Here is a 25144-nt window from a genome sequence, read left to right as displayed (position 1 = left end):
GTTATACCTATACAGCGACGAGAGGACCACACAATGGCAGACCGCAGCTTGCGCGGCATCCGACTCGGCGCCCAGAGCCTACAGAGCGAAGAGGGCGTCGTCTTCCACGAGCGTGCACAGCACGCCTACACGTGCACGGCCTGCGGGCGTGACACGAAACTGACGTTTGCGGCCGATGCTGAGGTTCCTCCGGCATGGGAGTGCCGTACCTGTGGTGCCGAGGCGCTCCTGCGCGTCGGCGACGGCACCGCTACCGTCGATCACTCCGGTGACAAGATCCCCCGCAGCCACTGGGACATGCTGCTCGAGCGCCGCACGGTCCCCGAGCTCGAAGAGCTCCTCGAGGAGCGTCTCGCCTACGTTCGCGCCCGTCGCGGCGCCGGCGAGGACGTCACCCTCGACAAGATCAGCGCCTGAGCGTCACTCGCTCGGTCCGACGCCGGTTCCTTCGGGAGCCGGCGTCTTCGCGTCCGCACGGCGGCGCACGCCCACCACGCCGCCGATGACGACGAGAGCGGCGAGACTCCCCCACGCGAGGAACGCCTTGATGCCGGCACCGGCGACGACGGCCGGGGTGAGTCCGGTGCGCAGCGGAACGTCGGTCAGCATATGGCCTGCGGTGTCGGCCGGAAGCCCGTCGATCGTCGTGCCGTCGGCGGCGATGACCTGACTCGTGCCCACCGTCGAGAGGTTCACGACGGACCGTCCGGTCTCGATCGCGCGCATGCGCGCGAACGCCAGCTGCTGGAGATTCTCGTTCGTGCCGCGGAAGTCCGCGTTGTTCGTCTGGAACATGTAGACCTCGGCGCCGTCCCGCGCGCCCTCCCAGATCACGTCGTCGTAGATGACGTCGAAGCAGATCGCGAGACCGACGCCGACCCCGTCGACGTCGAACTCCGGTGACGACGTTCCCGGCGTGTACTCACGTTGGATGAGGTCGATGAGGTCCGGCGCGAACATCCGGTACAGCCAGCGATCGGGCACATACTCGCCGAACGGCACAGGGTGCCGCTTGTCGTAGGTGTCGACCGGATTGTGGGCTCCGGCCCGCCACAGCAGGGACGAGTTGAAGTAGTCGTCGCCGCGCTGGGTCACCGCGCTGACGAGGAGCGGCGCGCCGAGACGCTCCGACAGTGCGTCGAGCACCGCGGCGGTCGAATCGTTCTGCGTCGGGTCGGAGTCGATGCCGCCCTCCGGCCACAACAGCACGTCGATGTCCTCGCCGAAGAGCGGGGCGGTCGCCGCGAGCTGCGCGTTGAGCACATCGTTGCGGCTGCGCTCGTCGAAGTAGCCGGTCGGACCGTTGCCCTGCACGGCACCGACCCTGATCGTCCCGCCGGCGGATGTCGGAAACTGCGGGGGCAGCACGAGTGCCACGATCGCGATGGCGACGGGAAGTGCGGTGCGCAGGTCGCGCCAGCGTCCGAGTCGGGCGTACTCCACGGCGGCGGCGCACACCAGAACGACGAGGAACGAGAGCCCGGACACCCCGACCCATGACGCGACGTCGGCGAGCGGACCGTTCGCCTGCGAGATCCCCAGGCGCCCCCACGGGAAGCCGCCGTACGGGAACGTGCCGAGAACCTCTTCGCGAAGGGTCCACAGCCCGGCGACGAGCGCGGGCAGCACCACCAGCCGACCCCACGCGCCGGGGAGGACGCGAGGCGTCCAGCGGTAGGCCAGAGCGATGAGCACCGCAAGTGCCGCCGTGATCGTCGCCTCGAGCATCGACAGCGCGATCCACGGCACGGGGCCGAGGTAGCGCGCGGTGAAGGAGAGATTCACGAAGAAGAAGGCGGCGCCGAATGCGAACCCGACGAGCACCGCCGACCACGAGCGTCGCCCGATGAGGCCGACCAGGGCGAGCGGCACCGAGACGAACACGACGGGCCACCACGAGAGCGACGGGAACGCCGTCGTCAGGAGCAGGCCAGAGGCGAGGGATGCCGCCACAGCCGCCCACAGCGGCAGGAGCGGACGCGGCGCGGCGGCGAGAGGCACGTGACAACCCTAAGCGTCGCTGACCCCTCAGCGACCCGGAGGGGGTGTGCTCAGACGCCCGAGTAGGCCACGATGCCGCGACGCACCGCGTCGAGTGCCTTGCGGGCCGTCGTCGCGATCGGCGCGTCGGCGACGATGGAGAGCTGATCGAGCAGGTCGATCGTCTGCTTCGACCAGCGCACGAAGTCACCGGCGGCCATGTCGGCCTCGGACAGCACGCGATCGAGCATCGCTCCGCGTGCCCACGAGTGCATGGCCTGCGCCAGTCCCGCCGCAATCGGCTCCGACCCGGGAAGGCGGTGCTCGCGCTCGAGGTCGTCGAGTCGCTGCCACAGGTCGAGCGTCTCGGCGAATGCGGTGCGGAACGGACCGCGTGGAAGGGCACGCTCATTCGGACCGCCCTCGTCACGGCGGGGCTCGTAGACGAGGCAGCACGCGAGGGATGCGAGTGAAGCGGCATCCAGATCCCGCCACAGCCCCAGGCGAAGCGACTCGGCGACGAGGAGGTCCCGCTCGCCGTAGATGCGCCGCATCGTGCGTCCTGCGGGCGTGAGGCTCGTGGCGCCGTCATCGACGCGCACGTAGTCGAGCTCGTCGAGCACATCGACGACGCGATCGAAGATGCGGGCCACGGTGCCGGTGCGCGTCTCGATCTGCTGGCGCATCTTGTCGATCGTGCGCTTGAGCTTCCAGTACCGCTCCGCCCATCGTGCGTGGTGCTCGCGGTCCGGGCACGAATGGCACGGATGCCGCTGCATCCGTCGTCGGAGACCGCCGATCTCCTTGTGCCGCTTGTCCCTGGTCGCACGAGACGCGTTCGCATCCTTGCGGTTGAGCTTCTCGAGGTCGCTCAGGTCGCGCCGGATTCCGGAGTACTCGGCGAAGTCTCCCCGATCGCAGGTCATCGCCTGCTCGTAGCCGGCGAGCGACTCCTCCTGCTCGCGCACCTGGCGGGCGAGCCCGACGACGGCGCGATCGGCCTGGAACTGGGCGAACGAGGATTCGAGGATCTCGCGCGCCCGCGACCGCCCGAACTGGTCGATCAGGTTGACGGCCATGTTGTAGGTCGGACGGAAGCTCGAGTTCAGCGGATAGGTGCGTCGCGACGCCAGCGCGGCGACGGCCTGCGGATCGAGCCCCTCGGTCCACTGCACGACGGCGTGTCCTTCGACGTCGATCCCGCGGCGTCCCGCGCGACCGGTGAGCTGCGTGTACTCCCCCGACGTGATCGCGACGCGCGCCTCGCCGTTGAACTTCTCCAGCTTCTCGAGCACCACGGTGCGGGCCGGCATGTTGATGCCGAGCGCCAGCGTCTCGGTCGCGAAGACGACTTTCACGAGCTTGCGCTGGAAGAGCTCCTCCACGACCTCCTTGAACGCGGGAAGGAGACCGGCGTGGTGCGAGGCGACTCCCCGCTCGAGGTTCTCGAGCCATTCCCAATAGCCGAGCACCGCGAGATCCTCGTCGTGCAGGGTGCGCGTGCGCTCCTCGACGATGGCCCGGATCTCGGCACGCTCGTCCTGATTCGTCAGACGGACCCCCGCGCGCCGCACCTGCTGCACCGCGGCGTCGCACCCGACACGGCTGAAAATGAAGAAGATCGCGGGAAGCAGGTTCGCGCGAGCGAGCAGCTCGACGACGTCGGGCCGGTCGAGGCGTTCGATCCGCTGCACGTTCGCCGAGCGGACGGGTCTCCGGCCGCCGCGATTCGGGCGCCGACGGGATGCCTCGTACCCGGCGTTGCGCGCGCTCGACATCTGCTGCACGCGCCGGTTGTTCTCGAAGTTCGGCCCCTTGAAGGACCGTATGCGCATGAGCTCCTGGTTCACCTGCGCGGTGGCGATGCCGGCACGGTCGTCGAACAGCGGAAGCAGGTCGCCCCGCACGAGGACGTGCTGCTCGAGCGGCACCGGGCGCGTCTCCGACACGATGACCTCGGTGTCGCCGCGCACGGTGTCGAGCCAGTCGCCGAACTCCTCGGCGTTCGACACCGTCGCCGAGAGCGAGATCAGGCGCACGGTCTGCGGAAGGTGGATGATGATCTCCTCCCACACCGCCCCGCGGAACCTGTCGGCGAGGTAGTGCACCTCGTCCATGACGACGTACCGCAGTCCTCGCAGCGCAGGCGAGTCCGCATACAGCATGTTGCGCAGCACCTCGGTCGTCATGACCACGATGCGGGCGTTGCCGTTGATGTTCGTGTCGCCGGTGAGGAGCCCGACCTGATCGGCCCCGTACACATCCTGCAGTTCGCGGAACTTCTGGTTCGACAGCGCCTTGATCGGCGTCGTGTAGAAGGCCTTGTCGCCGGGTTCGCGCATCGCGAGGTGCACGGCGAACTCGCCGACGATCGTCTTGCCCGCGCCGGTGGGTGCCGCCACGAGAACGCTGCGGCCCTCCTCGAGGGCGCGGCATCCCGCGATCTGGAAGTCGTCGAGGGTGAACCGCTGGGATGCCGCGAAGTCGGCCGTGACCGGATGGCTGCGTGATGCCGCAGCCGACTCACGCGCCCGCGCGTACTTCTCCGCGGGAGCCGGGTCGGTCATGCGCCGCTCTCAGGGGGCAGGATGAGCGCCTCGCGCTTCGCACGGCGACGGTCGAACAGCAGGGACAATCCCGCGGCTCCGAAGAAGAGCACCACCATGATTCCCGCGAGCATCAGCATGCTGACCACGTCGGCGGCAGGGGTTGCGAGCGCCGAGAACACGACCGAGATGAGCACAGCGACGCGCCACCCCTTGAGGATCGCGCGCCCCGACATGACTCCCGCGACGTTGAGCGCCACGAGGAACACCGGCAGGACGAATGCGACACCCACCACGATGAGGAGCTTGAACACGAAGTCGTAGTAGTACGCCGCGTCGTAGAACGACGCCGCACCCGTCGGCACGAACGACGCCATCAGTTCGACGATGTGCGGCATGATCACGAGCCCCATGGCACAGCCGGCGAAGAACAGGGGCACCGCCGCGGCCAGGAAGCCGACGGTGTAGCGCACCTCTTTGCGGGTGAGCCCGGGCATGATGAACGCCCAGATCTGCCACAGCCAGATCGGCGCCGAGATCAGCAGACCGATCGCGAACGACATCCGCAGGCGCAGGTCGAATGCGGCCGTGACGGTGCTGAACATCAGCTCGACCTTGGCTTCCTGGCCGTCTGCGGCAGCGACGACCCGGAGCGGTTCGGTGATGAGGTAGATGATCGGGTCGGTGATGAAGAACGCCACGACCATGCCCACGATGAGGGCGAGCGCCGCCCACATCAGCCGCTTGCGCAGCTCGACGAGATGCTGGCCGAGCGACATGCGCTTCTCACGCCGCGGAGGTTCGGACGCTCCTATGCGCGGCGGTCCTGCCGTTGCCACGAGCGGTCAGGGCTTGGATTCGGCGGTTCCGCCAGCGTCGGTGCGCACCTCGGTCGACGGTGCATCGACGGAGGAGACGGTGGTGGCCGAGGTCGCGTCGCCCTTCGACGAGTCGTCGTCCTTCATCGCCTTCATCTCGCCCTTGAAGACGCGAGCGGACTGACCCATGCTCTTCGCCAGCGCCGGCAGCTTCGCCGCGCCGAACAGCAGCAGGATCACGGCCAGGATGATCAGGAAGTGCCACCCTGTGAGGCCTTGCAGCATGTCGATGTCCTTTCGGCGGGTCCTGTTTCAGTCTAACCCCGCGTCCACGAGACCCGGTGCTGACTGGTCAAACTCATCAGATGCGCGTCATCGGTATTGAGCCAGACCCGCCTCGGCCCAATCGGCCGCCGCGCGCCTCGCGCCGGCAGGCTCGAGGATCTCGACCTCGCCCCCGCGGCGGAGTGCCAGGCGGCGCAGGCTGAACTCGTCTGCGACGCGCATCGTGGCCGTCGTGACTCCGCCGTCGGTCTCGAGGATCGCGCGGTCGAGATAATCGCCGAGCAGGCGCGCGACCGCCTCCGGGAATCGGATACGGGCGTCGACATCGTCCTCGTTGGCCTCGAACCATCCCGGAGCGGGCTCGCTCGCGTGGCTGATCGGGATGTCCGTCAGCTGGAGGTCGCTCACGCGGTCGAGGTGGAACGTGCGCATCGCCTCGCGCAGGTGACACCATCCCTGGAGGTACCACTGGCCGTCGGCGATGTGCACCTTGACGGGGTCGACGGTCCGCGTCGTGGGCGCGGCATCCGGTGCCTTGTAGGTGAACGAGACCGCCACGCCCCCGCGGAGGGCGGTCGCGACCGCGTCGCGCACCGTGTCGACCGGGCCGGGAGCGACGATCACCTCTGCGGGCGTTCCCGATGCGCCGCGCGCGAGCTTGGCGAGCAGGCCGGTGTACAGATCGGTGTCGCCGACCCCGGGGATCGTGCGGGCGAGCTGCAGACCGGCGAGAAGAGCCGCCGCCTCGCGCGCGGTGAGCTTCGGCGCGCGCTCGAGCCCGACCGAGTTCGTGATGACGACGAGGTCGCGCTGGTCGAGAAGATCCCAGTCGATGTCGAACAGGTCGTTCGACATCTGCCAGTAGCCGCCGTCGCCGGGAAGCCCGATGACCGTCAGCTTCTCGACCATCGCGCGCATCTGATCGGGCGCGACGTCGAATTCGTCCGCGGCCTCCGCGATCGAGACCTCGCCCTTGCCGATCAGGTACGGCACGAGCTGGAGCATGAGAGCGGCGCGATCGGTGGCGACGAGGGGGCGGCGGGCGGTCACGCGGATGCTCCGTTCAGATCGCGCGCGGCGGCGAGACGCTCGATCACACGATCGCGCAGCTCTGCGGGCGCGACCACGCGCACCTCGGGCCCGTAGGACGCGAGCTCCTCGGCGAAGATGTGCACATCGACGTAGCGCACGTGGATTCCCTGATCGGCCGGTCCGGCGCGGCGGGCGAGGCGCAATGCGGCCTCCGTGCCGGGATCGACTTCGAGCAGCGCCGTGTTGCGAGCGGCCACCTCCTCCAGACCGTGCAGGGCGCGGTCCCCCGCTCCTTCGCGGAGAGCGGGATCGAAGGTCTCCCGCGTGAGCACGACCGGGCCGACCACGCGCTGCAGCAGGAAGGTGCGATCGGCTCGTGCACCGAGGTCGATGCCGAACACATGCCATCGGGCTTCGTACTCGACGAGCGCGAGAGGCTGCACCTGGCGCGTGCGCGGCGACTCCTCCCCCGGCTTCAGGTAGGGGAACTTCACCACCCGGGACTGCTCGATCGCCTGCTGGAAGAGCGGGAAGGACGGATCGTGCAGGCTGATGCGCGGCGAGTAGCCGATGATCGGCTCGTCGACCGGGATGCCGAGCGCGCGGATCTTGCGCAGACCGCTGCGGGCGTCGTCCGACATGGAGCTCTCACTCCACACGCCTCCGGCGAGGTTGAGCAGCGCCAGCTCGGCGGGCGTGAACTCGATGTCTTCGGGAAGCTCGTACTCGGTGCTGGGAACCCGGTAGCGCGCTTCACGCAGGTCGTCGGGATCGGCCCAGTCGCCGATGGTCTCGATGGGAACGCCGAGCCCGCGCAGAGATTCCTTGTCACGCTCGAACATCTTCTCGAGCGCGTCCTTCGACGCCCCGGCCACGGACTGCTCGCGGTAGCCCGACACCGACGTGAGGATGGTGTCCTTCGTCAGGCCCTGGTCCGTCGCCATGAGCGCGACCACGAGGTTGACGAGCCGCTCCTCGGGCGGGTTCTTCGCAGGCGCGTTCGCAGGCACCCACTCATCCTAGGGTCGGCCGGCGAGCGGAGAGCCTCGCCGAGCCACCCGCGGCGTCACTGCGCGGGCGCGGCGGCGTCGATACCGAGGATGTCGAACACGAAGACGGTCGCCTGCTCGGTTCCGCCGAGCTCGGCGGGGACGACGGCCATCACCTGCGAGCCGACGGTCTGGCCCACCAGGACGTCCTGGAGCATCTGCTGGCCCTCGACCGACTGCGACTGCGGCTGGCCGGTCTCCCACGTCGAGCCGAGCTGCTCCTTGTCGTCCCACGACACGGAGAGCACGTGAAGGCGCACGGTCGAGTCGTCCTCGACGACGGGCCCCTCGCCCTTGATGAGCGTCTGCACCACCAGCTCGTCCGGGGCGTCGCCGTCGGGGATGACGACGCCGGGGGTGCCGTCGGGTGCGCGCACGACCGCGGGCAGACCCATGCCGCTGTTGAACTGCAGACTGCCCTCCGCGGCGGGAAGGTAGACCTTCCGCACATCCACCACGACGACCGGCGAGTCGTCCTCGGCGAGTCCCACGCTGGCAGCGGCGGCCTCGTCGATGCCCTCCGGACCGACGGCGACGACGACGCGCGAGCCCTCCGATGCGCACTGGAGCGCCTCTTCGAGAGCCGGCACGGATTCGGTCCACTGCGACAGCGGGAACGGCTGGGACAGGTCGCCGTCGTAGCCGGTGGAGACGAGCTTCTCGCCCGTCTCGCCGGCGTACAGGCTCAGATCGAGGACCACCAGCTGGTCGCTCGCGGTGATGGGCACCTCGCCGTCGCCCTGCTCGATGTCGGTGAACTGCGTCTCGGACGTGTGGAACGGCGTGTAGATGTCGACGTCGGGCGCGGCATCCGACGACCCTGTCACCTGGATCGCGTCGAGCGAGTCTCCGCCGCCGTCGGGACGGGGGCAGTCGGAGGCGGCGGGAAGCGAGCAGCCGGCCAGGCCGACGGCCGCGAGTCCGAGGATCGCGAGGGCAGCGGGGATCTTGCGCACCGGAACAGTCTAGGCGGAAGCGTCCGGCTCGCCCGCCGGGCCGCCCGCCTGGCGCGCGCCGTCTGCCGCACGCTGTGCCTCGCGGACGCGCTTGCGCAGGTTCTTGTCGGTGATCTGCCGGTCGCCGACCGCTCCGGGCGTCCACAGCTCGACGTCATCGTCGCCGTAGCTGGACTTCGATGCACGGCGCTTCACCTCGGGCGGAACCGCACCCGGCGCGAGCCGGCGGGCCCACAGCAGAAAGCCCGTGTGCGCGACCATCCGATGATCGGGGCGCACCGCGAGTCCCTCGACGTGCCAGCCGCGGACCATCGTCTCGCTGGCCTCCGGGTCGGTGAACAGCCCGGTGTTGCGGATGTACTCCGCCACACGGCTCAGCTGCGTCGCCGTCGCGATGTAGCAGAGCACGACACCACCCGGCGTGAGCGCGTCGGCCACGACGTCGATGCACTCCCATGGCGCGAGCATGTCGAGCACGACACGATCCACGGATGCCGGAGCGACGGCCGCCGGCAGGGACTCGACGAGGTCGCCGACCACGACGTCCCAGTTCGAGGGCGTCTCGCCGAGGTAGGTCTCGACGTTCGCCTGTGCGACCTCCGCGAACTCCGGACGTCGCTCGAAGGAGATGAGGCGACCCTCGGCGCCCATCGCGCGCAGCAGCCAGAGCGAGAGCGCACCCGAGCCGACACCGGCCTCCACGACGACGGAACCGGGGAACACGTCGGCCTCGGCGATGATCTGCGCGGCGTCCTTCGGATAGACGATCGCCGCGCCGCGCGGCATCGACATCACGAAGTCGCGCAGCAGCGGCCGCAGTGCCAGGTACTCGTGACCGCCGCTGTTGGCGACGACGGACCCGTCGGGCTGGCCGACGAGCTGCTCGTGCTTGAGCACGCCGTGATGCGTGTGGAGCTCGCCGCGCTCACGGAGGGTGACCGTGTGCAGGCGACCCTTGGGACCGGTCAGCTGCACGCGGTCGCCGAAGCGGAAGGGGCCGCTGGGGCGTTCGGTCATCAGGTTGCCTCCTCGGCGCGGTGGGCGGCGTGGAACGAGGCCACGTCCGCGGTGGTGCGACCCTCCAGGGTCGGCCACAGGGTATGGGCTCCCGCGCCCGTGAGCGACACCATGAGCGGTACACCGATCACGGCGGCGCCGGACGCGACCGCTGAGCGCAGGCCGTTCGGCGAGTCCTCGATCGCCACGACCTCCTCAGGGGTGACCCCGAGCGCGTCGCACGCCTGGAGATAGGGGTCCGGGTACGGCTTGGGGCGCGTGGCGTCGTCTCCAGCCACCACGACGTCGAACGCATCGAAGTCGATGAGGTCCACGACGGTGTCGGCCATGCGCCGGAGCGACATGGTGACCAGGCCGGTCTTGACCCCCGCGGCACGCAGATCGGCGAGAAGCTCGCGGGCGCCGGGACGGAACGGCACGCCGGTCGTGGCGAGCTGCCGCATGACGTCGTCGGTGAGGTGGTCGATGATGTCCTGCACGCCCATGCGGACGCCCGCACCCTGGAAGATCCTCGCGGAGTCCTCGAGGCCGAGTCCGACCAGGCCCAGGGCCTGCTCGTGCGACCACGTCCCGCCGAAGCTCTCGACGAGCGGGGTCTCCGCCGCCATCCAGTACGGCTCGGTGTCGACGAGGGTGCCGTCCATGTCCCACAGGACGGCGGCAAGGGGCGCGGGATTCACTGGTACATGGTATCCGGCGGCCACGAGGGGTCACGGCGACGGCGACGCGTACGAGGGCGCGCGGGACGCCTGGGTCTCCTGCGCCGCACCGGGCCTATCCTGGAGGGAACCCGCACCGCGGGTGGAGGAGGTCTCGTGGACGGACTGGGACGCCGAGTGCTCGTCGCCGCGTTCGACGGGTGGAACGATGCCGGCGAAGCCGCGTCATCGGCCATCACCGCGCTGCGCGAGGGCGGGACGTACGAGACGGTTTTCGCCGTGGACCCCGAGCTCTACTTCGACTACCAGTACACCCGCCCGCAGATCGCCACGGAGGGTGACGGCTCGCGCACGCTGAAGTGGCCCGAGGCCGCCCTGCTCCGCCCGACGCGCACGACGCGCGGCGGCACCCAGCTGTGGCTTCTCACGGGGGTCGAGCCGGCCCGCGCGTGGCAGGCCTTCGCGTCGGAGTTCATCGACATCGCGCTCCGCGAGGACGTCACCGGGTTCCTCTCGATGGGCTCGATGATGTCCGATGTACCCCACACCCGCCCCATCTCCGTGTTCGCCGGGAGCGACAACGATGCGCTGCGCACCTCCCTCGAGCTCGAGCGGAGCACCTACGAGGGCCCGGTCGGCATCCTGAGCGTTCTCGGTCACGCGGCCGACGCTGCAGGCATCCCCTCGGCGAGTCTGTGGGCGAGCGTGCCCCACTACGTCGCCGGCCACACCCCGTCCCCCAAGGCGACGCTGGCCCTCCTGGACCGCCTCGAGGACCTCACCGGTGCGACGGTTCCGCGCGGTGACCTCGCGACGGAGGCGGCTGCGTGGGAAGCATCGATCGACGCCGCCGCGGCGGACGACGAGGAGATGACGGAGTACATCCACCAGCTCGAGCGCACGCGCGACACGTGGGACTCCCCCGAGGCCTCCGGCGATGCGATCGCGCAGGAGTTCGAGCGCTACCTGCGCCGCGGAGGCGACGGGCCCACCAAGCCCGGTCGCGACGATCCGCGCCGGTAGCCGTCGACACCGCGACGCCTCGGGCGCTCGGTGTCAGTACGCGTCGATCACACCCGTGCTCAGCAGCACCAGCACGGTGGATCCCACCGCGACGCGGTAGACGACGAACGGCAGGAAGCTGTGCTTGGAGATCCAGCTCATGAAGAACGCGATCACACCGAGCGCCACGAAGAAGGCGACGACCGTCGCGACCGCGGTCTCGCCGAGCGTGAACACGCCCGGCTCGTCCCAGCTCTTGAACAGCTGGTAGAAGCCGCTGCCGAACACCGCCGGAATCGCCAGGAGGAACGCGTACCGCGCTGCGGCCGCGCGCTCGTACCCCATGAAGAGCCCGGCGGTGATCGTCCCGCCTGAACGCGACACGCCCGGGATGAGAGCGAGCGCCTGCGCGAACCCGTAGATGACGCCGTGGCCGACCGTGATGTCCTTCAGTTCGCGCTTCTTCGCGCCGACGTGATCCGCGATTCCGAGGAGCACACCGAAGAGGATCAGCATGGCCGCGACGAGCCAGAGCGAACGGAACACCGTCTCGATCTGGTCCTGGAAGAGCAGACCGAGCACGACGATCGGGATGCTGCCGACGATGATCAGCCATCCCATGCGCGCATCCGGGTCGTTGCGCGGGATCTTTCCGAACAGCGAACGGAACCAGTGCCCGATGATCCTCACGATGTCGCGCCAGAAGAAGAGCACGACGGCCGCCTCGGTGCCGATCTGCGTGATGGCGGTGAACGCGGCGCCGGGGTCCTGGGCGGAGGGCAGGAGCTCGCCGAGGATGCGCAGGTGCGCGCTGGAGGACACCGGGAGGAACTCGGTGAGTCCCTGGACGATGCCGAGGATGATCGCCTCGAGGAACATGGGCGCCTTTCGCTGCGGCATGCCGGGGAGGCACACCGCGGGTCGTTCAGTAGGTGCGGAGGAGGTCGGCGAGCACGCGCTGGCCGAAGACGAGGGAGTCGATGGGCACGCGCTCGTCGACGCCGTGGAACATTCCGGTGAAATCCAGCTCGGCCGGGAGCCGCAGCGGAGCGAACCCGTAGCCGGCGATGCCGAGCGCCGCGAGAGCCTTGTTGTCGGTGCCGCCGCCCATGAGGTACGGGATGACGGGGATGCCGGGATCGTGGCGGTCGAGCGCCGACACCATCGCATCCACGAGGTCGCCGGAGAAGGGCACCTCCAGACCGATGTCCTGATGGACGATCTCGACGTCGACGTCGTCTCCCACGATGCGCCGGATGTCGGCGAGAGCCGCCTCCTCGGTGCCGGGGAGCACCCGCACGTCGATGAGCGCCTCGGCGCGGTCGGGGATGACGTTGTGCTTGTATCCCGCGGTGAGGCCGGTGGGGTTCGTCGTCGTGCGCAGCGTGGAACGGAGGAATCCGGATGCCGCGCCCGTCGCGGCCGCGACGGCGTCGGGATCGTCGGAGCCGGCGCCGGTGAGCTCGCCGAGCCGGGCCGCCATCTCGCGCGTGGTGTCGGTGAGCGTGACGGGCCACTCCGTGCGGCCGAGCGCCGCGACGGCGCTCGCGAGCGCGGTCACGGCGTTGTCGCCGTGGAAGCTCGATCCGTGCGCGGCTCGTCCGCGTGCGACGAGGCGGATCCACACGAGCGCCTTCTCGCCGACCTGCAGGAGGTACGCCCGGCGATCGCCGACGGAGATCGAGTATCCGCCGACCTCGCTGATCGCCTCGGTGGCTCCCAGGAACCACTCCGGGCGGTCCTGGACGACGAGCGCGGAGCCCTCGACCCCGCCGTTCTCCTCGTCGGCGAAGAAGGCGAGCACGAGGTCGCGCTCGGGCTGCTCTCCCGCGCGCAGGATGTCGGCCACCGCCGTGAGGATCATGGCGTCCATGTCCTTCATGTCGACGGCCCCGCGACCCCACAGCATCCCGTCGCGCACGACGCCCTCGAAGGGGTCGACGCTCCAGTCCGCTGAGATCGCGGGCACGACGTCGAGGTGCCCGTGGAGCACGAGGGCGGGCTTGCCGCGATTGCGACCCGGCACGCGCGCCATGACATTGGTGCGACGCGGAACGGGCTCATAGAACTCGGGCGCGAGCCCCAGCTGCGACAGGTACTGGCCGACGTACTCGGCGGCCTCGCGTTCGCCGGCCGCGCGTCCGCCGCCGTGATTGGTGGTGTCGATGCGGATCAGATCCCGTGCGACGGCGGCGACCTCGGGCAGGTCGAGCGGGGATGAGGGCATGCCGACCAACCTATCCTCTCGACGAAGAAGGCCCCCTTTCGGGGGCCTTCTTCGTACTGTGCGCGAGGGGGGACTTGAACCCCCACGCCCGTTAAAGGGCACTAGCACCTCAAGCTAGCGCGTCTACCTATTCCGCCACCCGCGCAAGGTGGTTTCGGTTTCGCAACCGAGGACCGACATTACCACGTCGCCAGACGTTCAACGAATCGAGCGCACCCCGCGCGCGTCACCCGAGAGAGACCCCGAACAGCAGTCCGAGGGCGTACGTGACCCCGGCCGCGCCGAACCCGATCGCGAGCTGGCGCAGCGCACGATACAGCGGCGGCGCGCCGGAGAGCAGACCGACGGCGGCCCCGGTGCACAGCAGCGCGATGCCGACGAGCACGAGCGCGAGCACGATCGCAGCGACGCCGGAGAGGCCGAAGATCCACGGGAGGACGGGGATGATCGCGCCGGACGCGAAGAAGAGGAAACTCGACAGCGCCGCGCTCCAGTCGCTGCCGACGACCTCGCTGTGGTCGACGACCTTCACGGGCGAGGTGTCGGTCCGCCCCTCGCCGAGCGCGCGCGCCGATTCGACCGCGCGCCGCGCTCGTGCGGTGGCCTCGTCCTCGGGCATGCCGCGCGTGCGGTAGACGAGCGCGAGCTCGTTCGCGTCGATGTCGAGGTGCGGAATCGCTCCGTCGGCGAAGTCGCTCGGCTCGGTGGCGGCGAGCAGTTCGCGCTGCGAGCGGACGGAGACGAACTCCCCCGCGCCCATCGACAGGGCGCCGGCCAGCAGGCCCGCGATTCCGCTGAAGAGGACGAACTGCGGCGCCACTCCCGTGGCGCCGATGCCCATCACGAGCGCGAGGTTCGAGACCAGGCCGTCGTTCGCGCCGAACACGGCCGCGCGGAAGGTGCCCGAGAGGCGGCGACGGCCACGGGCCGCCAGTCCGCGCACGACCTCGTGATGGATCTTCTCGTCCGCAGCCATGGCGGGCGCGGCGAACGGCTCGTCGTCGTACGGCGAGCGGGCCTCCGCGTTCTGCGCGAGCGCGAGCACGAAGATCGAGCCGAAGCGCTTCGCCATCGACCCGAGCAGGACCGTCCGGGCGTCCGGGCGCGGCAGGCGAACGGGTTCACCGCCCAGAAGCGCCAGCCAGTGAGCCTCGTGCCTTCCCTCGGCCTCCGCCAGGGCGAGCAGGATGTCGCGCTCCTCCCCTTCGCGACGACTCGCCAGCTCGCGGTACACGCGCGCCTCGGCGCGCTCGTTGACGAGGTACCGGGCCCAGCGACGTCTGTCGCGGGCGGTCGGGACGGCGGGCGCGCTCATAACGGGGCCTCCTGGCCGGGTGCGTGGGGAACCCTTCCACGCTAGTTCGCGAGCGGATGCCGCATCCCGCGCGGCTCCGGATTGCCAGCATTTCGGGGATCCGAACCGACGTGGGAAGTGAGCGGATCAGGCGCGAACGCGCTTGCGGAGAACGTCGATGCGCGCCTGCAACTGGGCGACGGTGGCGTGCGACACCGCGGGGCCGCCGCAGACCCGCCGCAGTTCGGCGTGCACGAGGCCGTGGGCCTCACCGGACTGGCGTGCGTACAGCCCCACGAGACTGTTGAGCAGTTGCCGCTGCTCCTTGAGCGAGCGGTGCAGCGCCTGCGGGAGCGCGGGCTCCTCATCGGGGCTGTCGGCCTCACGGTCCTCCCGTGCACGCCGGTGGCGGCCCTGTCGCGCCTGCCGCTGCATGAGCAGCTCGTGGACGTGCTCGGGCTCCAGCAGCCCGGGAAGCCCCAGGAACTCCTCCTCCTCGGGCGTCCCCGGCACCGCCAGCTGACCGAACTCCTTGCCGTCGAAGAGCACGCGGTCGAAATGGGCCAGTGAGCCCAGCGCCTGATACGTGAACTCCTCGGTGAGCGCATCCGATGCGGAGTCCTCGCGCTCCGCAGCATCCATGAGGTCTTCCTCGGCGTTCCACTCGTCGCCGTCGCTCTCCCGGTCGAGCGCATGGTCGCGCTGACGCTCGAGCTCTCCCGCGAGAGCGAGGAGCTGCGGCACGTTGGGGAGGAACACGCTCGCCGTCTCGCCGCGGCGCCGCGCGCGCACGAAGCGGCCGATCGCCTGCGCGAAGAACAGCGGGGTCGAGGCGGAGGTGGCGTAGACCCCGACGGCCAGGCGGGGCACGTCGACGCCTTCCGACACCATGCGCACCGCGACCATCCACCGGCTGGTGCTCCCGGAGAACGTCTCGATGCGCGACGACGCCTCGGCTTCGTCGGAGAGCACGACGGTGGGATCCTCGCCGGTGATGTCGCGCAGGATGTCCGCGTAGGCGCGCGCGGCGGTCTGATCCGTCGCGATCACCAGGCCACCGGCATCCGGAACCTGCTCGCGCACTTCGCTCAGGCGACGATCGGCGGACCGCAGGACGGCGGGGATCCACTCCCCCGCGGGATCGAGCGCCGTGCGCCACGCCTGCGACGTGATGTCCTTCGTGTTGTCCTGTCCGAGCTGGGCTTCCATCTCGTCGCCGGTCTTGGTGCGCCAGCGCATCTGTCCGGCGTAGACCATGAAGATGACCGGACGCACGACGCCGTCCTCGAGCGCGCGCCGGTAGCCGTAGGCGTAGTCGGTGCGCGAGAGACGGATGCCGTGCTGGTCGGGGTGGTACTCGACGAACGGGATCGGTGCGGTGTCGCTGCGGAAGGGCGTGCCCGACAGCAGCAGACGGCGCGTTGCCCGCGCATAGGCCTCGCGCAGCGCATCGCCCCAGCTCAGGGCGTCACCGCCGTGGTGCACCTCGTCGAGGATCACGAGGGTGCGGGCATCCATGACGAGGCGCTGGTGGACGGATGCCTTCACCGCGACCTGCGCGTACGTCACGGCGACGCCGTGGTAATGCCGCGCTGGCGCGGTGTGCCGGTTGCTGAAGGCGGGGTCGAGCCGGATCGAGACGCGGGCCGCGGCATCCGCCCACTGCGTCTTGAGGTGCTCGGTGGGCGCGACCACGACGATGCGATCGATGACGCGACGGCGCAGCAGCTCGCTCGCCAGCCGGAGAGCGAAGGTCGTCTTGCCGGCGCCCGGGGTCGCGGCGGCGAGGAAGTCGCGAGGACCGCCGCCGACGCCGTCGGGACCGTCGAGGCCGAAGTACAGGTCGAGCGCCTCGGCCTGCCACGCGCGCAGGCGCTGGGCGGTGCCCCACGGCGCTCGCTGCGGGAACGAGGGCGACAGATGCTCGGCGCGGAAGCTGCCGATGTGGGCGTCTTCGGAAGAAGGATCCGTCTCGTGCGGCTCTGGGGGCGAGGGCGCGGCGTGCGGTGCTTCGAGGACCGAGTCGTCGTGCATCGCACCTCCCCCCGCCACGGACAACGAGACACCACGATAGACGACCCGGGCGACACCGCCGCAACGACCCGCGAGGCGACGCGGTGACCCTGTCGCACGGTCGGGGTAGCCTGGGCATCGGTCACGAGCCGAGGAAGACGATGCCTGACAGAGACGATCCCCGCACCCCCTACATTCCCAACCCCGAGCCCCATCCCTGGCGGCGCTGGGTCGCGATCGGCGACTCGTTCACCGAGGGTGTCGGAGACCCCGAGCCGTCGGCGCCGAACGGCTTCCGCGGCTGGGCGGACCGCGCCGCCGAAGTGCTGTCGCAGCAGGTCGACGACTTCGCCTACGCGAATCTCGCGATCCGCGGGCGCCTGATCGGCCAGATCGTCGACGAGCAGGTCGAGCCGGCGCTCGCGCTCAAGCCCGACCTCGTGAGCTTCTCGGCAGGCGGGAACGACGTGATCCGCCCGGGGGCCGACCCCGACGCCGTCGCGCAGGTCTTCGAGGACGCCGTCGTCCGTCTCTCGAGCGATGGGGCCACCGTCGTGGTCTTCACGGGAATCGACACCAACTTCACGCCGGTGTTCCGCGGCATCCGCGGGCGCGTCGCGATCTACAACGAGAACATCCGGGCGATCGCCGACAAGTACGACTGCGTGGTCGCCGACCAGTGGGCGCTCAAAGAGGTGCAGGACATGCGCTTCTTCGACGACGACCGCCTGCACTACAACGCACTCGGCCACCACGAGATCGCCCGCATGGTCCTCCGGGCGCTCAACGTGCCCAACGACCTTCAGCCGATGCAGCCCGACCCGTTCCCGATGCGCACGTGGCGCGAGGCGCGTGCGGTCGACCTGGTCTGGGCACGCGAGCACTTCGTCCCGTGGGTGCTCCGGCGGCTGCGCCACCAGTCCTCGGGCGACACGGTCACGGCGAAGCGCCCCGACGCCCTTCCGGTCACGACACTGGCGCCTGCGCCGGACTTCGAGCCCGACGCGAGGGCCTGATCCGCTAGCGCCGCCGCAGCTCCCACAGCGCCACGGCGCTCGCGGCGGCGACGTTGAGCGAATCGACACCACCGGTCATGGGGATCGTCACGACGCTGTCCGAGGCCGCAAGCGCGGCGCGGCTCAGGCCGTCGCCCTCGGCCCCGAGCATCAGGGCCACGCGTTCGTGTCCGCTCGCGCCGAACACGTCCAGCGGCACGGCCTCGTCCGACAGTGCCAGCGCCGCGAGGTGGAAGCCCTCGCCGTGAAGGATGCCGCGCGCCTCGCCCCACGGCGGGAGACGTGTCCACGGCACCTGGAAGACGGTTCCCATGCTCACCCGCACGCTCCGCCGGTACAGCGGATCCGCGCACCGTTCGCTCACGAGGACGGCATCGGCGCCGAGGCCGGCGGCCGCACGGAAGATCGCGCCGACGTTCGTGTGGTCGATGATCTCCTCGAGCACCACGACCAGCCGCGCGCGGTCGAGGACCTCCGTCACCGACGGCAGCGTCGGCCGGTGCATCGCGGCGAGGGCGCCGCGGTGCACGGCGTAGCCGGTGAGCTGCTCCGCGATGTCGGCGGAGACGACGTACACGGGGGTGTCGGTGTCGAGGGCGAGCGCCTCGACGTCGGGAAGCCACTTCTCCTGCACCAGCACCGAGCGGGGCCGGTGCCCTGCCGCCACGGCACGCGCGATGACCTTCGCCGACTCCGCGATGTAGAGACCGCCGGCGGGCTCCAGGATCCGGCGGAGGGCGACATCCGTCAGATCGCGGAAGTCGGCCAGGCGGGCGTCGTCTGCCGTCGCGATCCGCTCGATGCCCACGCCCCCACTCTCGCACGCGGCGTAACATCCCGGTAAACCGCGCGCCCTACACTCTGACCCGAAGGGGGTGATCGCGTGTCGATCGTGACAGAGCTCGACGCCGAAGCGACGGCGGCGGTGTCGCGCGCGCTCGATGCCCTCGCCGGCCGGCGCATCGCGATCCTCACCGGTGCGGGCCTCTCCACCGACTCGGGCATCCCCGACTACCGCGGCAAGGGCGCGCCGGTGCGCACCCCGATGACCGCCGAACAGTTCCTCTCGAGCGAGGCCGCGCGCAGGCGCTACTGGGTCGGCAGCCATCTCGGGTGGCGTGCGTTCGCGGCCGCCGAGCCGAACGGCGGCCACCGCGCCATCGCCGAGCTCGAGCAGCGTGGAGTCGCCACCGGCGTCGTCACGCAGAACGTGGACGGGCTCCACGTGCGGGCCGGGAGCAGGCGCGTGGTCGAGCTGCACGGCACGATGCGCCGTGTCTTCTGCACGCACTGCGGTCAGGTGTTCGACCGCCGCGATGTCGCCGTGCGCGTCGAGGCAGCCAACCCCTGGATCACCGTCCCCGACAGTGTTGCGCTAGGCCCCGACGGTGACGTCCTCCCCGAGAGCAGCGACGGGTTCGTCATTCCCGAGTGCACCGTGTGCGGGGGGATGCTCAAGCCCGATGTCGTCTTCTTCGGCGAGTTCATCCCGGCCGAGAAGTTCCGCGAGGCGGAGCAGCTCGTGCAGGCGAGCGACGGGCTCGTGATCGCCGGTTCCTCGCTCGTGGTGAACTCCGGCATCCGGCTTCTGGAGCGCGCACGGCGACGCAGACTGCCCGTGGTGATCGTGAACCGCGGCGCCACGCGCGCGGACGCTCGCGCGACGGTCAAGGTCGATGCGGGCGCGAGCGAGGTCCTGCGCGCCTTCGCCGCCGCACTCCCCTCGGCGAGCTGACAGGTCGCGCCCCGTAGGCTCGCAGGGTGACCGCGCTGACCCTCATCCGCCACGGCGAGACCGACTGGAACCGCGCCCGGCGTATCCAGGGCTCCACCGACATCCCGCTCAACGACACCGGCCGCGAACAGGCTCGCACCGCCGCGGCAGCGCTGCGCACGGGGCTGGGAGAGCGGCCCGTCGCTATCGTGTCGAGCGATCTCTCGCGCGCGCGGGAGACGGCCGAGATCATCGCGGCCGAGCTGGGGCTGCCCGATCCGCGCGTCTACCCGGAGCTGCGTGAGCGGTCCTACGGCGAGGCCGAGGGCATCGACTCTGCCGAGTTCTTCGAGCGCTGGGGCGATTGGCACACGGCCGAGGTCCCCGGTGCCGAGCCGCTGCCCCTGCTGCGTCGTCGTGCCCTGTCGGCCCTCGCCCACGCGGTGCGGGACCATCGCGTGGCGACCGGTCCCGGTGAGGCCCGACTGGTGGTGGTCACCCACGGTGCGCTCATCCGCGAGGTCATCCGGCACGCTTCGGGCGGCGAGCTTCCGCCGGCCGGCGTGCGGCTCGCGAACGGCTCGGCGCACGAGCTGTTGTTCGAGCGTGACCGTCTGCGCCTGCTCACGTACGCGGGAGCCGTGGCCTAGGCTCGGCGCCATGCCGAGTCCCGCCACCGTCGACGAGTACATCGCCGGCTTCGACCCCGAGATCGCCGACCGCCTGCGCCGCGTGCGCGCTGAGATCGTCGACGCCGTGACCGCGGCAGCGGGCGCGGCGCCCGAGGAGAAGATCCGCTACGGCATCGCCGCGGTCATGCTCGGCGGCCGGTACGCGCTGCATTTCGCGGGATGGAAGAAGCACATCGGCCTCTACCCGGTGCCGCCGCTCGATGAGGCTCTGGAGGCGGAGGTCGCCCCGTTCCGCGCCGAGAAGGACTCGGTCGTCTTCCCTCACTCGGCTGAACTGCCGTACGACCTCGTCGGCCGCATCGCCGCCGCGATCGCCGCTCAGCGCGTCGCGGCGAAGGACTGAGCGTGTCGTCGATTATGACCCTGCGCGCCGCAGCGTCGCGCGCGCGTGCCGCAGCACCGGCTCGTCGACCATGCGCCCCTCGTACGTGAAGACCCCGCGCTCCTCCTCGGCGGCCGCGAGGACGCCACGCGCCCATGCGACGGCCTTCTCGTCGGGTCGATAAGCGTCGCGGATGATCGCGACCTGGCTGGGGTGGATGCAGGCCGTCGCGGAGAACCCGGATGCCGCGGCATCCGCTGCCTCGATGGCCAGGCGCTTCACGTCGCCGATGTCGACATGCACCGCGTCGATCGCGGCCTTTCCGCGCGCGCCGGCGGCGAGCAGAACCCGGGCGCGCGCATACCGGGCGATGTCGCGATAGCGGCCGTTGGGCTTGCGGCTGGACGTGCCGCCGATGCTGGCGACGAGGTCCTCCGCGCCCCACATGAGGGCGACGACGTTCGGCAGCGCAGCGATCCGATCCGCCTGCGAGATGCCCTTGGCGGTCTCGCAGAGTGCCACGACCTCGAAGCGACGATCGAGCTTCGCGAGGCGCTTGGGCGACTCGGCCTTGGCGACCATGATGCGCCGGTAGTCCGTCTGCGACAGCGACGCCAGGTCGGACACGAAGTCGTCCGAATCCAGCGGGTTCACGCGCACGATCACGCGGTCCGGGTCCAGCTCCGACTCGATCACCGCGCCGCGCGCTGCCGCCTTCGCCGCAGGGGCGACCGCGTCCTCGAGGTCGAGGATCACGGCGTCGGAGCGCTCGAGGGCTTTGCCGAACCGCTCGGGGCGGTCCGCAGGGCAGAACAGGATCGCCGGACCGGTGCCGATCGTGCTCATGACTCCTCCTCGGGGGCGCACCACATCAGCGCCGTCCGCGTGGCGGACGCCACGACCTCGCCCCGCTGGTTGCGCCCGATGTGCCGCATGGTCACGATCCCCTGCCCCGGACGTGAGGCCGAGAGTCGTTTGTCGAGGATCTCGGTCTCCGTGTACAGCGTGTCGCCGTGGAACAGGGGCGCGGGGAACGAGATGTCGGCGAGACCGAGCTGGGCCACGAGCGTGCCCTGCGTGATCTGCGACACGGATGCGCCGACCATCGTGGCGAGCGTCCACATCGAGTTCATGAGTCGCTGGCCGAAGGGCTGGCCCTCCGAGAACGCCGCGTCGAGATGCAGGGCCTGCGTGTTCATCGTGAGCGACGAGAAGAGGACGTTGTCGGCCTCGGTCGCCGTGCGGCCCGGCCGGTGCAGGTAGCGCGCGCCCGTCGCGAGCTCGTCGTAGTAGAGCCCGCGCTGCACGATCGCCTTGGCCTCGCCGGTGCCGTCCACGTCCGTCACGCTACTCCCAGGGATCGCGCGATGACGAGCAGCTGCACCTCGTTCGTGCCCTCGCCGATCTCGAGGATCTTCGAGTCGCGGTAGTGGCGGGCGACGGGGTACTCGTTCATGAAGCCGTTGCCGCCGAAGATCTGGGTCGCGTCCCGCGCGTTGTCCATCGCCGCATCGCTCGCCGTGAGCTTCGCGATGGCCGCCTCGGTCTTGAAGGGCTTGCCTGCGTCGCGCAGCCGTGCGGCGTGGTGCCAGGCGAGGCGCGCGTTGTGCACGCGCAGTTGCATGCGGGCGAGGAGGAACTGGATCCCCTGTCGGGTGGAGAGCGCATCGCCGAAGACGGTGCGCTTCTTCGCGTAGTCGATCGCCGCTTCGACGCACCCCTCCGCCGCGCCCGTCGAGAGCGCGGCGATCGCGATGCGCCCCTCGTCGAGGATGTGGAGGAAGTTCGCGAAACCGCGGCCGCGCTCCCCGATGAGGTTGGCCTCCGGCACGCGCGCGTCCTGGAAGGTGAGCGGGTGGGTGTCGGAGGCGTGCCAGCCGACCTTGTCGTAGCCGGGCTCGACGGTGAAGCCGGGTGTGCCCGTCGGCACCATGATCGTGGAGATCTCCTTGCGGCCGTTCGCCTCCCCGGTCACGGCGGTCACGGTGACGAACCGGGTGATGTCGGTGCCGGAGTTGGTGATGAACTGCTTCGAGCCGTTGATCACCCATTCGCCGCCGTCGAGCTTCGCGGTGGTGCGCGTGGCGCCGGCATCCGAGCCCGCCTCGGGCTCGGTCAGGCCGAACCCCGCGAGGGCGCGGCCGGCGAGCAGATCGGGAAGGAGTTCCTGCTTCTGCTGCTCGGTGCCGAAGCGGAACACCGGCATCGCGCCGAGGCTCACTCCGGCCTCGAGCGTGATCGCGATCGACTGGTCGACACGGCCGAGCCCCTCGATCGCGAGGCACAGGGCGAAGTAGTCGCCTCCCTGCCCGCCGTACTCCTCGGGGAACGGCAGGCCGAACAGGCCCAGCTCGCCCATCTGCGCGACGACGTCCATCGGCAGCGTCTTCGTGCGGTCGGCCTCGTACGCCTGCGGCGCGACGATCTGCTCGGCGAAGTCGCGCACCATGCGGGCGAGCTCGCGCTCGTCCTCGGTGAGATTGAAGTGGTCCATGCGTGCTCCTCGGGTCTCAGGAGGGGGAATCGGATGCCTCGTCATGCGAGGTCTCGGTCAGGGTGACGTGGGCGAGCACCTGGTCGCGACGCACCTGGTCGCCCACGGCGACATCGAGGCGCACCACGCCGCCATGAGGCGCGACGACGGGGTGCTCCATCTTCATGGCCTCGATCGTGGCGATGCGGTCGCCGGCGGCGACCACGGCGCCGTCGACGGCGTGAACGGCCACGACGGCGCCGGGCATCGGAGCGCGCAGCTCCGGATCGCTCGCCGCGGCCTCGCGGTCCCGGGCTGCCAGCCGCTGCTCCATCGCCGTGCGTCGGCTGAGGGCGCGCACCCGGTGGGTCGCGCCGTCCGCATGCACCCAGGTCCATCCCTCGGCGTCGACGGCCAGCGTCACGTCTTCGTCCGCGTCGGGGTGGACCGGCAGAGCGTCCTCGCCGGTCGAGCCCGCGACGACGATCGGAGCCGGGCGCGGAACGACCACGACACCGCCGGCGGTCTCGACCGCCACCGTCGTCGTCGCTGCGGGACCGCCGGAACGCCACCCCGAGCCGTCACGCCACAACGAGGATGCGGCATCCGTTCTGTCCCGCGCGTCGGACGGAGCTCCGGCCGCAGCCGCCGCGCCGAGCGTGAGCGAGGACGGCCGCGGAGCCGAGAAGGGCGGGAGCCGGTCGATGAGGCCGGTGTCCATGCGTCCGGCCCGCACGCCTTCGTCTGCGAGCAGCTCGCGCAGGAACGCGATGTTGGTCTCCACGCCGAACAGCAGGGTGTCGGCCAACGCGGCGTCGAGCCGGGCGAGGGCCTCCGCGCGGTCGGCGCCGTGCGCGATGACCTTCGCGATCATCGGGTCGTAGTCGGCGGTCACGACCGAGCCGGACTCGATCGCGGCATCCGTGCGCACCGTCTCGGCCGGCCGCCACACCAGCACGTCCCCGATGGCGGGGAGGAAACCTCGTTCGGGGCTCTCGGCGTAGACGCGCGCCTCGATCGCGTGACCGTCGAGACGCACGTCCTCCTGTGCGAAGGCGAGGGGCTCCCCCGCCGCGATGCGCAGCTGCTGCTCGACCAGGTCGACGCCGGTCACGAGCTCGGTGACCGGATGCTCCACCTGCAGACGGGTGTTCATCTCGATGAAGAAGAACTCGTCAGGGCGGTCTCCTGCGACGAGGAACTCGACGGTGCCGGCGCCGCGGTAGTCGACGCTCGCGGCGGCGGCGCAGGCGGCCGCGCCGATCCGGGCGCGCGTGGTCGCGTCGACCACGGGTGACGGAGCCTCCTCGATCACCTTCTGATGCCTCCGCTGCAGAGTGCACTCGCGCTCACCGAGGTGAACGACCGTGCCGTGGGCATCGGCGAGCACCTGAACCTCGATGTGGCGAGGGCGCTCGATGAGGCGCTCGAGCAGCAGGGTGTCGTCGCCGAACGCCGAGGCCGCGACGCGTCGTGCGGTCGCGATGGCGTCCACGAGCTCGGACGCCTCGCGCACGACCTGCATGCCCTTGCCGCCCCCGCCCGCCGACGGCTTCACGAGCAGCGGGAATCCGGCCTCCTCGGCCGCCGCCGCGATCTGGGCATCGGTCATCCCGGCGGCACTGAAGCCGGGAACGGTCGGCACGCCGTGTCCCGACACATGCTCCTTCGAGCGGATCTTGTCCCCCATGACGTCGAGGGCGCGCACCCCGGGCCCGATGAAGACGATGTCCGCCTCGGCGCACGCGCGGGCGAACGCGGCGTTCTCGGACAGGAACCCGTAGCCGGGGTGCACTGCTTCGGCACCGGTCGCGCGCGCGGCGGCGATCACCGCGTCGATGTCGAGGTAGGACGCGGATGCCGCGGCCGGCCCGATCCGCACGGCGGTGTCGGCTTCGCGCACGTGGGGGGCATCCGCGTCGGCGTCGCTGTAGACGGCGACCGAGCGGATGCCGAGGCGCCGGAGCGTCCGGATCACACGTCGCGCGATCTCGCCGCGGTTGGCGACGAGGACCGTGCGGAAGGGAGCGGTGTCGGTGGGGTTCATCG

Annotated in this window: 24 protein-coding genes and 1 tRNA gene; 6 read left to right on the top strand and 19 right to left on the bottom strand. The window is 70.5% G+C overall.

The window, feature by feature from the left end; genetic code table 11:
- Nucleotides 1-33: 33 nt before the first annotated feature.
- The gene (locus OL358_RS13855) at nt 34-417 is read left to right on the top strand and encodes an RNA polymerase-binding protein RbpA (protein WP_056120244.1); all 384 of its coding nucleotides are present in this window, start codon (nt 34-36) and stop codon (nt 415-417) included.
- Nucleotides 418-420: 3 nt separating this feature from the next.
- Here the strand turns inward: OL358_RS13855 and lnt are convergent, their stop codons facing one another.
- The 9 genes from lnt to OL358_RS13810 all read right to left on the bottom strand — a co-directional run bounded on the left by lnt (nt 421) and on the right by OL358_RS13810 (nt 10363).
- On the bottom strand, nt 421-2001 hold the full coding sequence (lnt, locus tag OL358_RS13850; protein WP_264710652.1) for an apolipoprotein N-acyltransferase: 1581 nt from the start codon (nt 1999-2001) through the stop codon (nt 421-423).
- A 50-nt stretch (nt 2002-2051) separates the two neighbouring features.
- Entirely contained in the window at nt 2052-4547 is a 2496-nt protein-coding gene (locus OL358_RS13845) for a DEAD/DEAH box helicase (protein WP_264710651.1), read from the bottom strand.
- Nucleotides 4544-5305 carry a twin-arginine translocase subunit TatC gene (tatC, locus tag OL358_RS13840; protein WP_264710650.1) on the bottom strand — a complete coding sequence of 254 codons (762 nt, stop codon included), beginning with the start codon at nt 5303-5305 and terminating at the stop codon, nt 4544-4546. The genes OL358_RS13845 and tatC overlap by 4 nt, the downstream gene beginning before the upstream one ends.
- A 66-nt stretch (nt 5306-5371) precedes the next feature.
- Nucleotides 5372-5629 (bottom strand): Sec-independent protein translocase subunit TatA, encoded by a 258-nt coding sequence (gene tatA, locus OL358_RS13835; RefSeq protein ID WP_264710649.1) that lies wholly within the window; start codon nt 5627-5629, stop codon nt 5372-5374.
- An 87-nt stretch (nt 5630-5716) separates the two neighbouring features.
- The gene (locus OL358_RS13830) at nt 5717-6679 is read right to left on the bottom strand and encodes a helix-turn-helix transcriptional regulator (RefSeq protein WP_264710648.1); all 963 of its coding nucleotides are present in this window, start codon (nt 6677-6679) and stop codon (nt 5717-5719) included.
- A complete protein-coding gene (locus tag OL358_RS13825) occupies nt 6676-7671 on the bottom strand; it encodes a helix-turn-helix transcriptional regulator (RefSeq protein ID WP_264710647.1) in 996 nt (331 codons plus the stop codon). Before OL358_RS13825 ends, OL358_RS13830 begins: the two co-directional genes overlap by 4 nt.
- Nucleotides 7672-7727: 56 nt before the next feature.
- Complete coding sequence (locus tag OL358_RS13820; protein WP_264710646.1) at nt 7728-8666, bottom strand: FKBP-type peptidyl-prolyl cis-trans isomerase; 939 nt, start codon at nt 8664-8666, stop codon at nt 7728-7730.
- Between the two features lie 9 nt (nt 8667-8675).
- Nucleotides 8676-9683, bottom strand: coding sequence for a tRNA (adenine-N1)-methyltransferase (locus OL358_RS13815; RefSeq protein ID WP_264710645.1), 1008 nt, complete (start codon nt 9681-9683; stop codon nt 8676-8678).
- A complete protein-coding gene (locus tag OL358_RS13810) occupies nt 9683-10363 on the bottom strand; it encodes an HAD family hydrolase (protein WP_264710644.1) in 681 nt (226 codons plus the stop codon). Before OL358_RS13810 ends, OL358_RS13815 begins: the two co-directional genes overlap by 1 nt.
- A gap of 135 nt (nt 10364-10498) precedes the next feature.
- On the opposite strand from OL358_RS13810, the gene OL358_RS13805 reads away from it, so the two are divergent.
- On the top strand, nt 10499-11365 hold the full coding sequence (locus OL358_RS13805; RefSeq protein ID WP_264710643.1) for a PAC2 family protein: 867 nt from the start codon (nt 10499-10501) through the stop codon (nt 11363-11365).
- A gap of 33 nt (nt 11366-11398) precedes the next feature.
- On the opposite strand, the gene OL358_RS13800 is transcribed toward OL358_RS13805, so the two are convergent.
- From OL358_RS13800 to OL358_RS13780, 5 genes are all read right to left on the bottom strand, one after another.
- Complete coding sequence (locus OL358_RS13800) at nt 11399-12223, bottom strand: undecaprenyl-diphosphate phosphatase (protein WP_264711024.1); 825 nt, start codon at nt 12221-12223, stop codon at nt 11399-11401.
- A 46-nt stretch (nt 12224-12269) separates the two neighbouring features.
- On the bottom strand, nt 12270-13571 hold the full coding sequence (locus OL358_RS13795; RefSeq protein ID WP_264710641.1) for a M20/M25/M40 family metallo-hydrolase: 1302 nt from the start codon (nt 13569-13571) through the stop codon (nt 12270-12272).
- A gap of 59 nt (nt 13572-13630) precedes the next feature.
- Nucleotides 13631-13716 (bottom strand) — tRNA-Leu (locus OL358_RS13790).
- An 81-nt stretch (nt 13717-13797) separates the two neighbouring features.
- On the bottom strand, nt 13798-14886 hold the full coding sequence (locus OL358_RS13785; RefSeq protein WP_264710640.1) for a VIT1/CCC1 transporter family protein: 1089 nt from the start codon (nt 14884-14886) through the stop codon (nt 13798-13800).
- Between the two features lie 126 nt (nt 14887-15012).
- Nucleotides 15013-16899: a DEAD/DEAH box helicase gene (locus OL358_RS13780; RefSeq protein WP_264710639.1), complete on the bottom strand. Its 1887-nt coding sequence runs from the start codon at nt 16897-16899 to the stop codon at nt 15013-15015.
- Nucleotides 16900-17039: 140 nt separating this feature from the next.
- Here OL358_RS13780 and OL358_RS13775 point away from each other — a divergent pair, with 140 nt between their 5' ends.
- On the top strand, nt 17040-17894 hold the full coding sequence (locus tag OL358_RS13775; protein WP_264710638.1) for an SGNH/GDSL hydrolase family protein: 855 nt from the start codon (nt 17040-17042) through the stop codon (nt 17892-17894).
- Nucleotides 17895-17898: 4 nt separating this feature from the next.
- Here OL358_RS13775 and OL358_RS13770 read toward each other — a convergent pair whose 3' ends face one another.
- Nucleotides 17899-18702, bottom strand: a complete 804-nt coding sequence (locus OL358_RS13770; protein WP_264710637.1) for a TrmH family RNA methyltransferase — start codon at nt 18700-18702, stop codon at nt 17899-17901.
- Between the two features lie 75 nt (nt 18703-18777).
- Here OL358_RS13770 and OL358_RS13765 point away from each other — a divergent pair, with 75 nt between their 5' ends.
- From OL358_RS13765 to OL358_RS13755, 3 genes are read left to right on the top strand one after another with little or no spacing between them, the layout of a single operon-like run.
- Nucleotides 18778-19629 carry a Sir2 family NAD-dependent protein deacetylase gene (locus tag OL358_RS13765; protein WP_264710636.1) on the top strand — a complete coding sequence of 284 codons (852 nt, stop codon included), beginning with the start codon at nt 18778-18780 and terminating at the stop codon, nt 19627-19629.
- Between the two features lie 26 nt (nt 19630-19655).
- The gene (locus OL358_RS13760; protein ID WP_264710635.1) at nt 19656-20258 is read left to right on the top strand and encodes a histidine phosphatase family protein; all 603 of its coding nucleotides are present in this window, start codon (nt 19656-19658) and stop codon (nt 20256-20258) included.
- Between the two features lie 10 nt (nt 20259-20268).
- Nucleotides 20269-20643, top strand: a complete 375-nt coding sequence (locus OL358_RS13755; protein WP_264710634.1) for an iron chaperone — start codon at nt 20269-20271, stop codon at nt 20641-20643.
- A gap of 12 nt (nt 20644-20655) precedes the next feature.
- Here OL358_RS13755 and OL358_RS13750 read toward each other — a convergent pair whose 3' ends face one another.
- Genes OL358_RS13750 through OL358_RS13735 form a run of 4 tightly spaced genes read right to left on the bottom strand, consistent with a single transcriptional unit; the run spans nt 20656 to nt 25142 of the window.
- Nucleotides 20656-21468: an HpcH/HpaI aldolase/citrate lyase family protein gene (locus OL358_RS13750; RefSeq protein ID WP_264710633.1), complete on the bottom strand. Its 813-nt coding sequence runs from the start codon at nt 21466-21468 to the stop codon at nt 20656-20658.
- A complete protein-coding gene (locus OL358_RS13745) occupies nt 21465-21959 on the bottom strand; it encodes a MaoC family dehydratase (RefSeq protein ID WP_264710632.1) in 495 nt (164 codons plus the stop codon). The genes OL358_RS13750 and OL358_RS13745 overlap by 4 nt, the downstream gene beginning before the upstream one ends.
- Before the next feature lie 5 nt (nt 21960-21964).
- Nucleotides 21965-23116, bottom strand: a complete 1152-nt coding sequence (locus OL358_RS13740; RefSeq protein ID WP_264710631.1) for an acyl-CoA dehydrogenase family protein — start codon at nt 23114-23116, stop codon at nt 21965-21967.
- Between the two features lie 16 nt (nt 23117-23132).
- Nucleotides 23133-25142: a biotin carboxylase N-terminal domain-containing protein gene (locus OL358_RS13735; protein ID WP_264710630.1), complete on the bottom strand. Its 2010-nt coding sequence runs from the start codon at nt 25140-25142 to the stop codon at nt 23133-23135.
- Between the last annotated feature and the right edge of the window lie 2 nt (nt 25143-25144).

This window comes from Microbacterium sp. SSM24 (genome assembly GCF_025989145.1).
In the GTDB taxonomy this organism is placed as follows: domain Bacteria; phylum Actinomycetota; class Actinomycetes; order Actinomycetales; family Microbacteriaceae; genus Microbacterium.
Note: the sequence above shows the minus strand (reverse complement) of the source record. Positions and strands in the feature narration are given on the sequence as shown.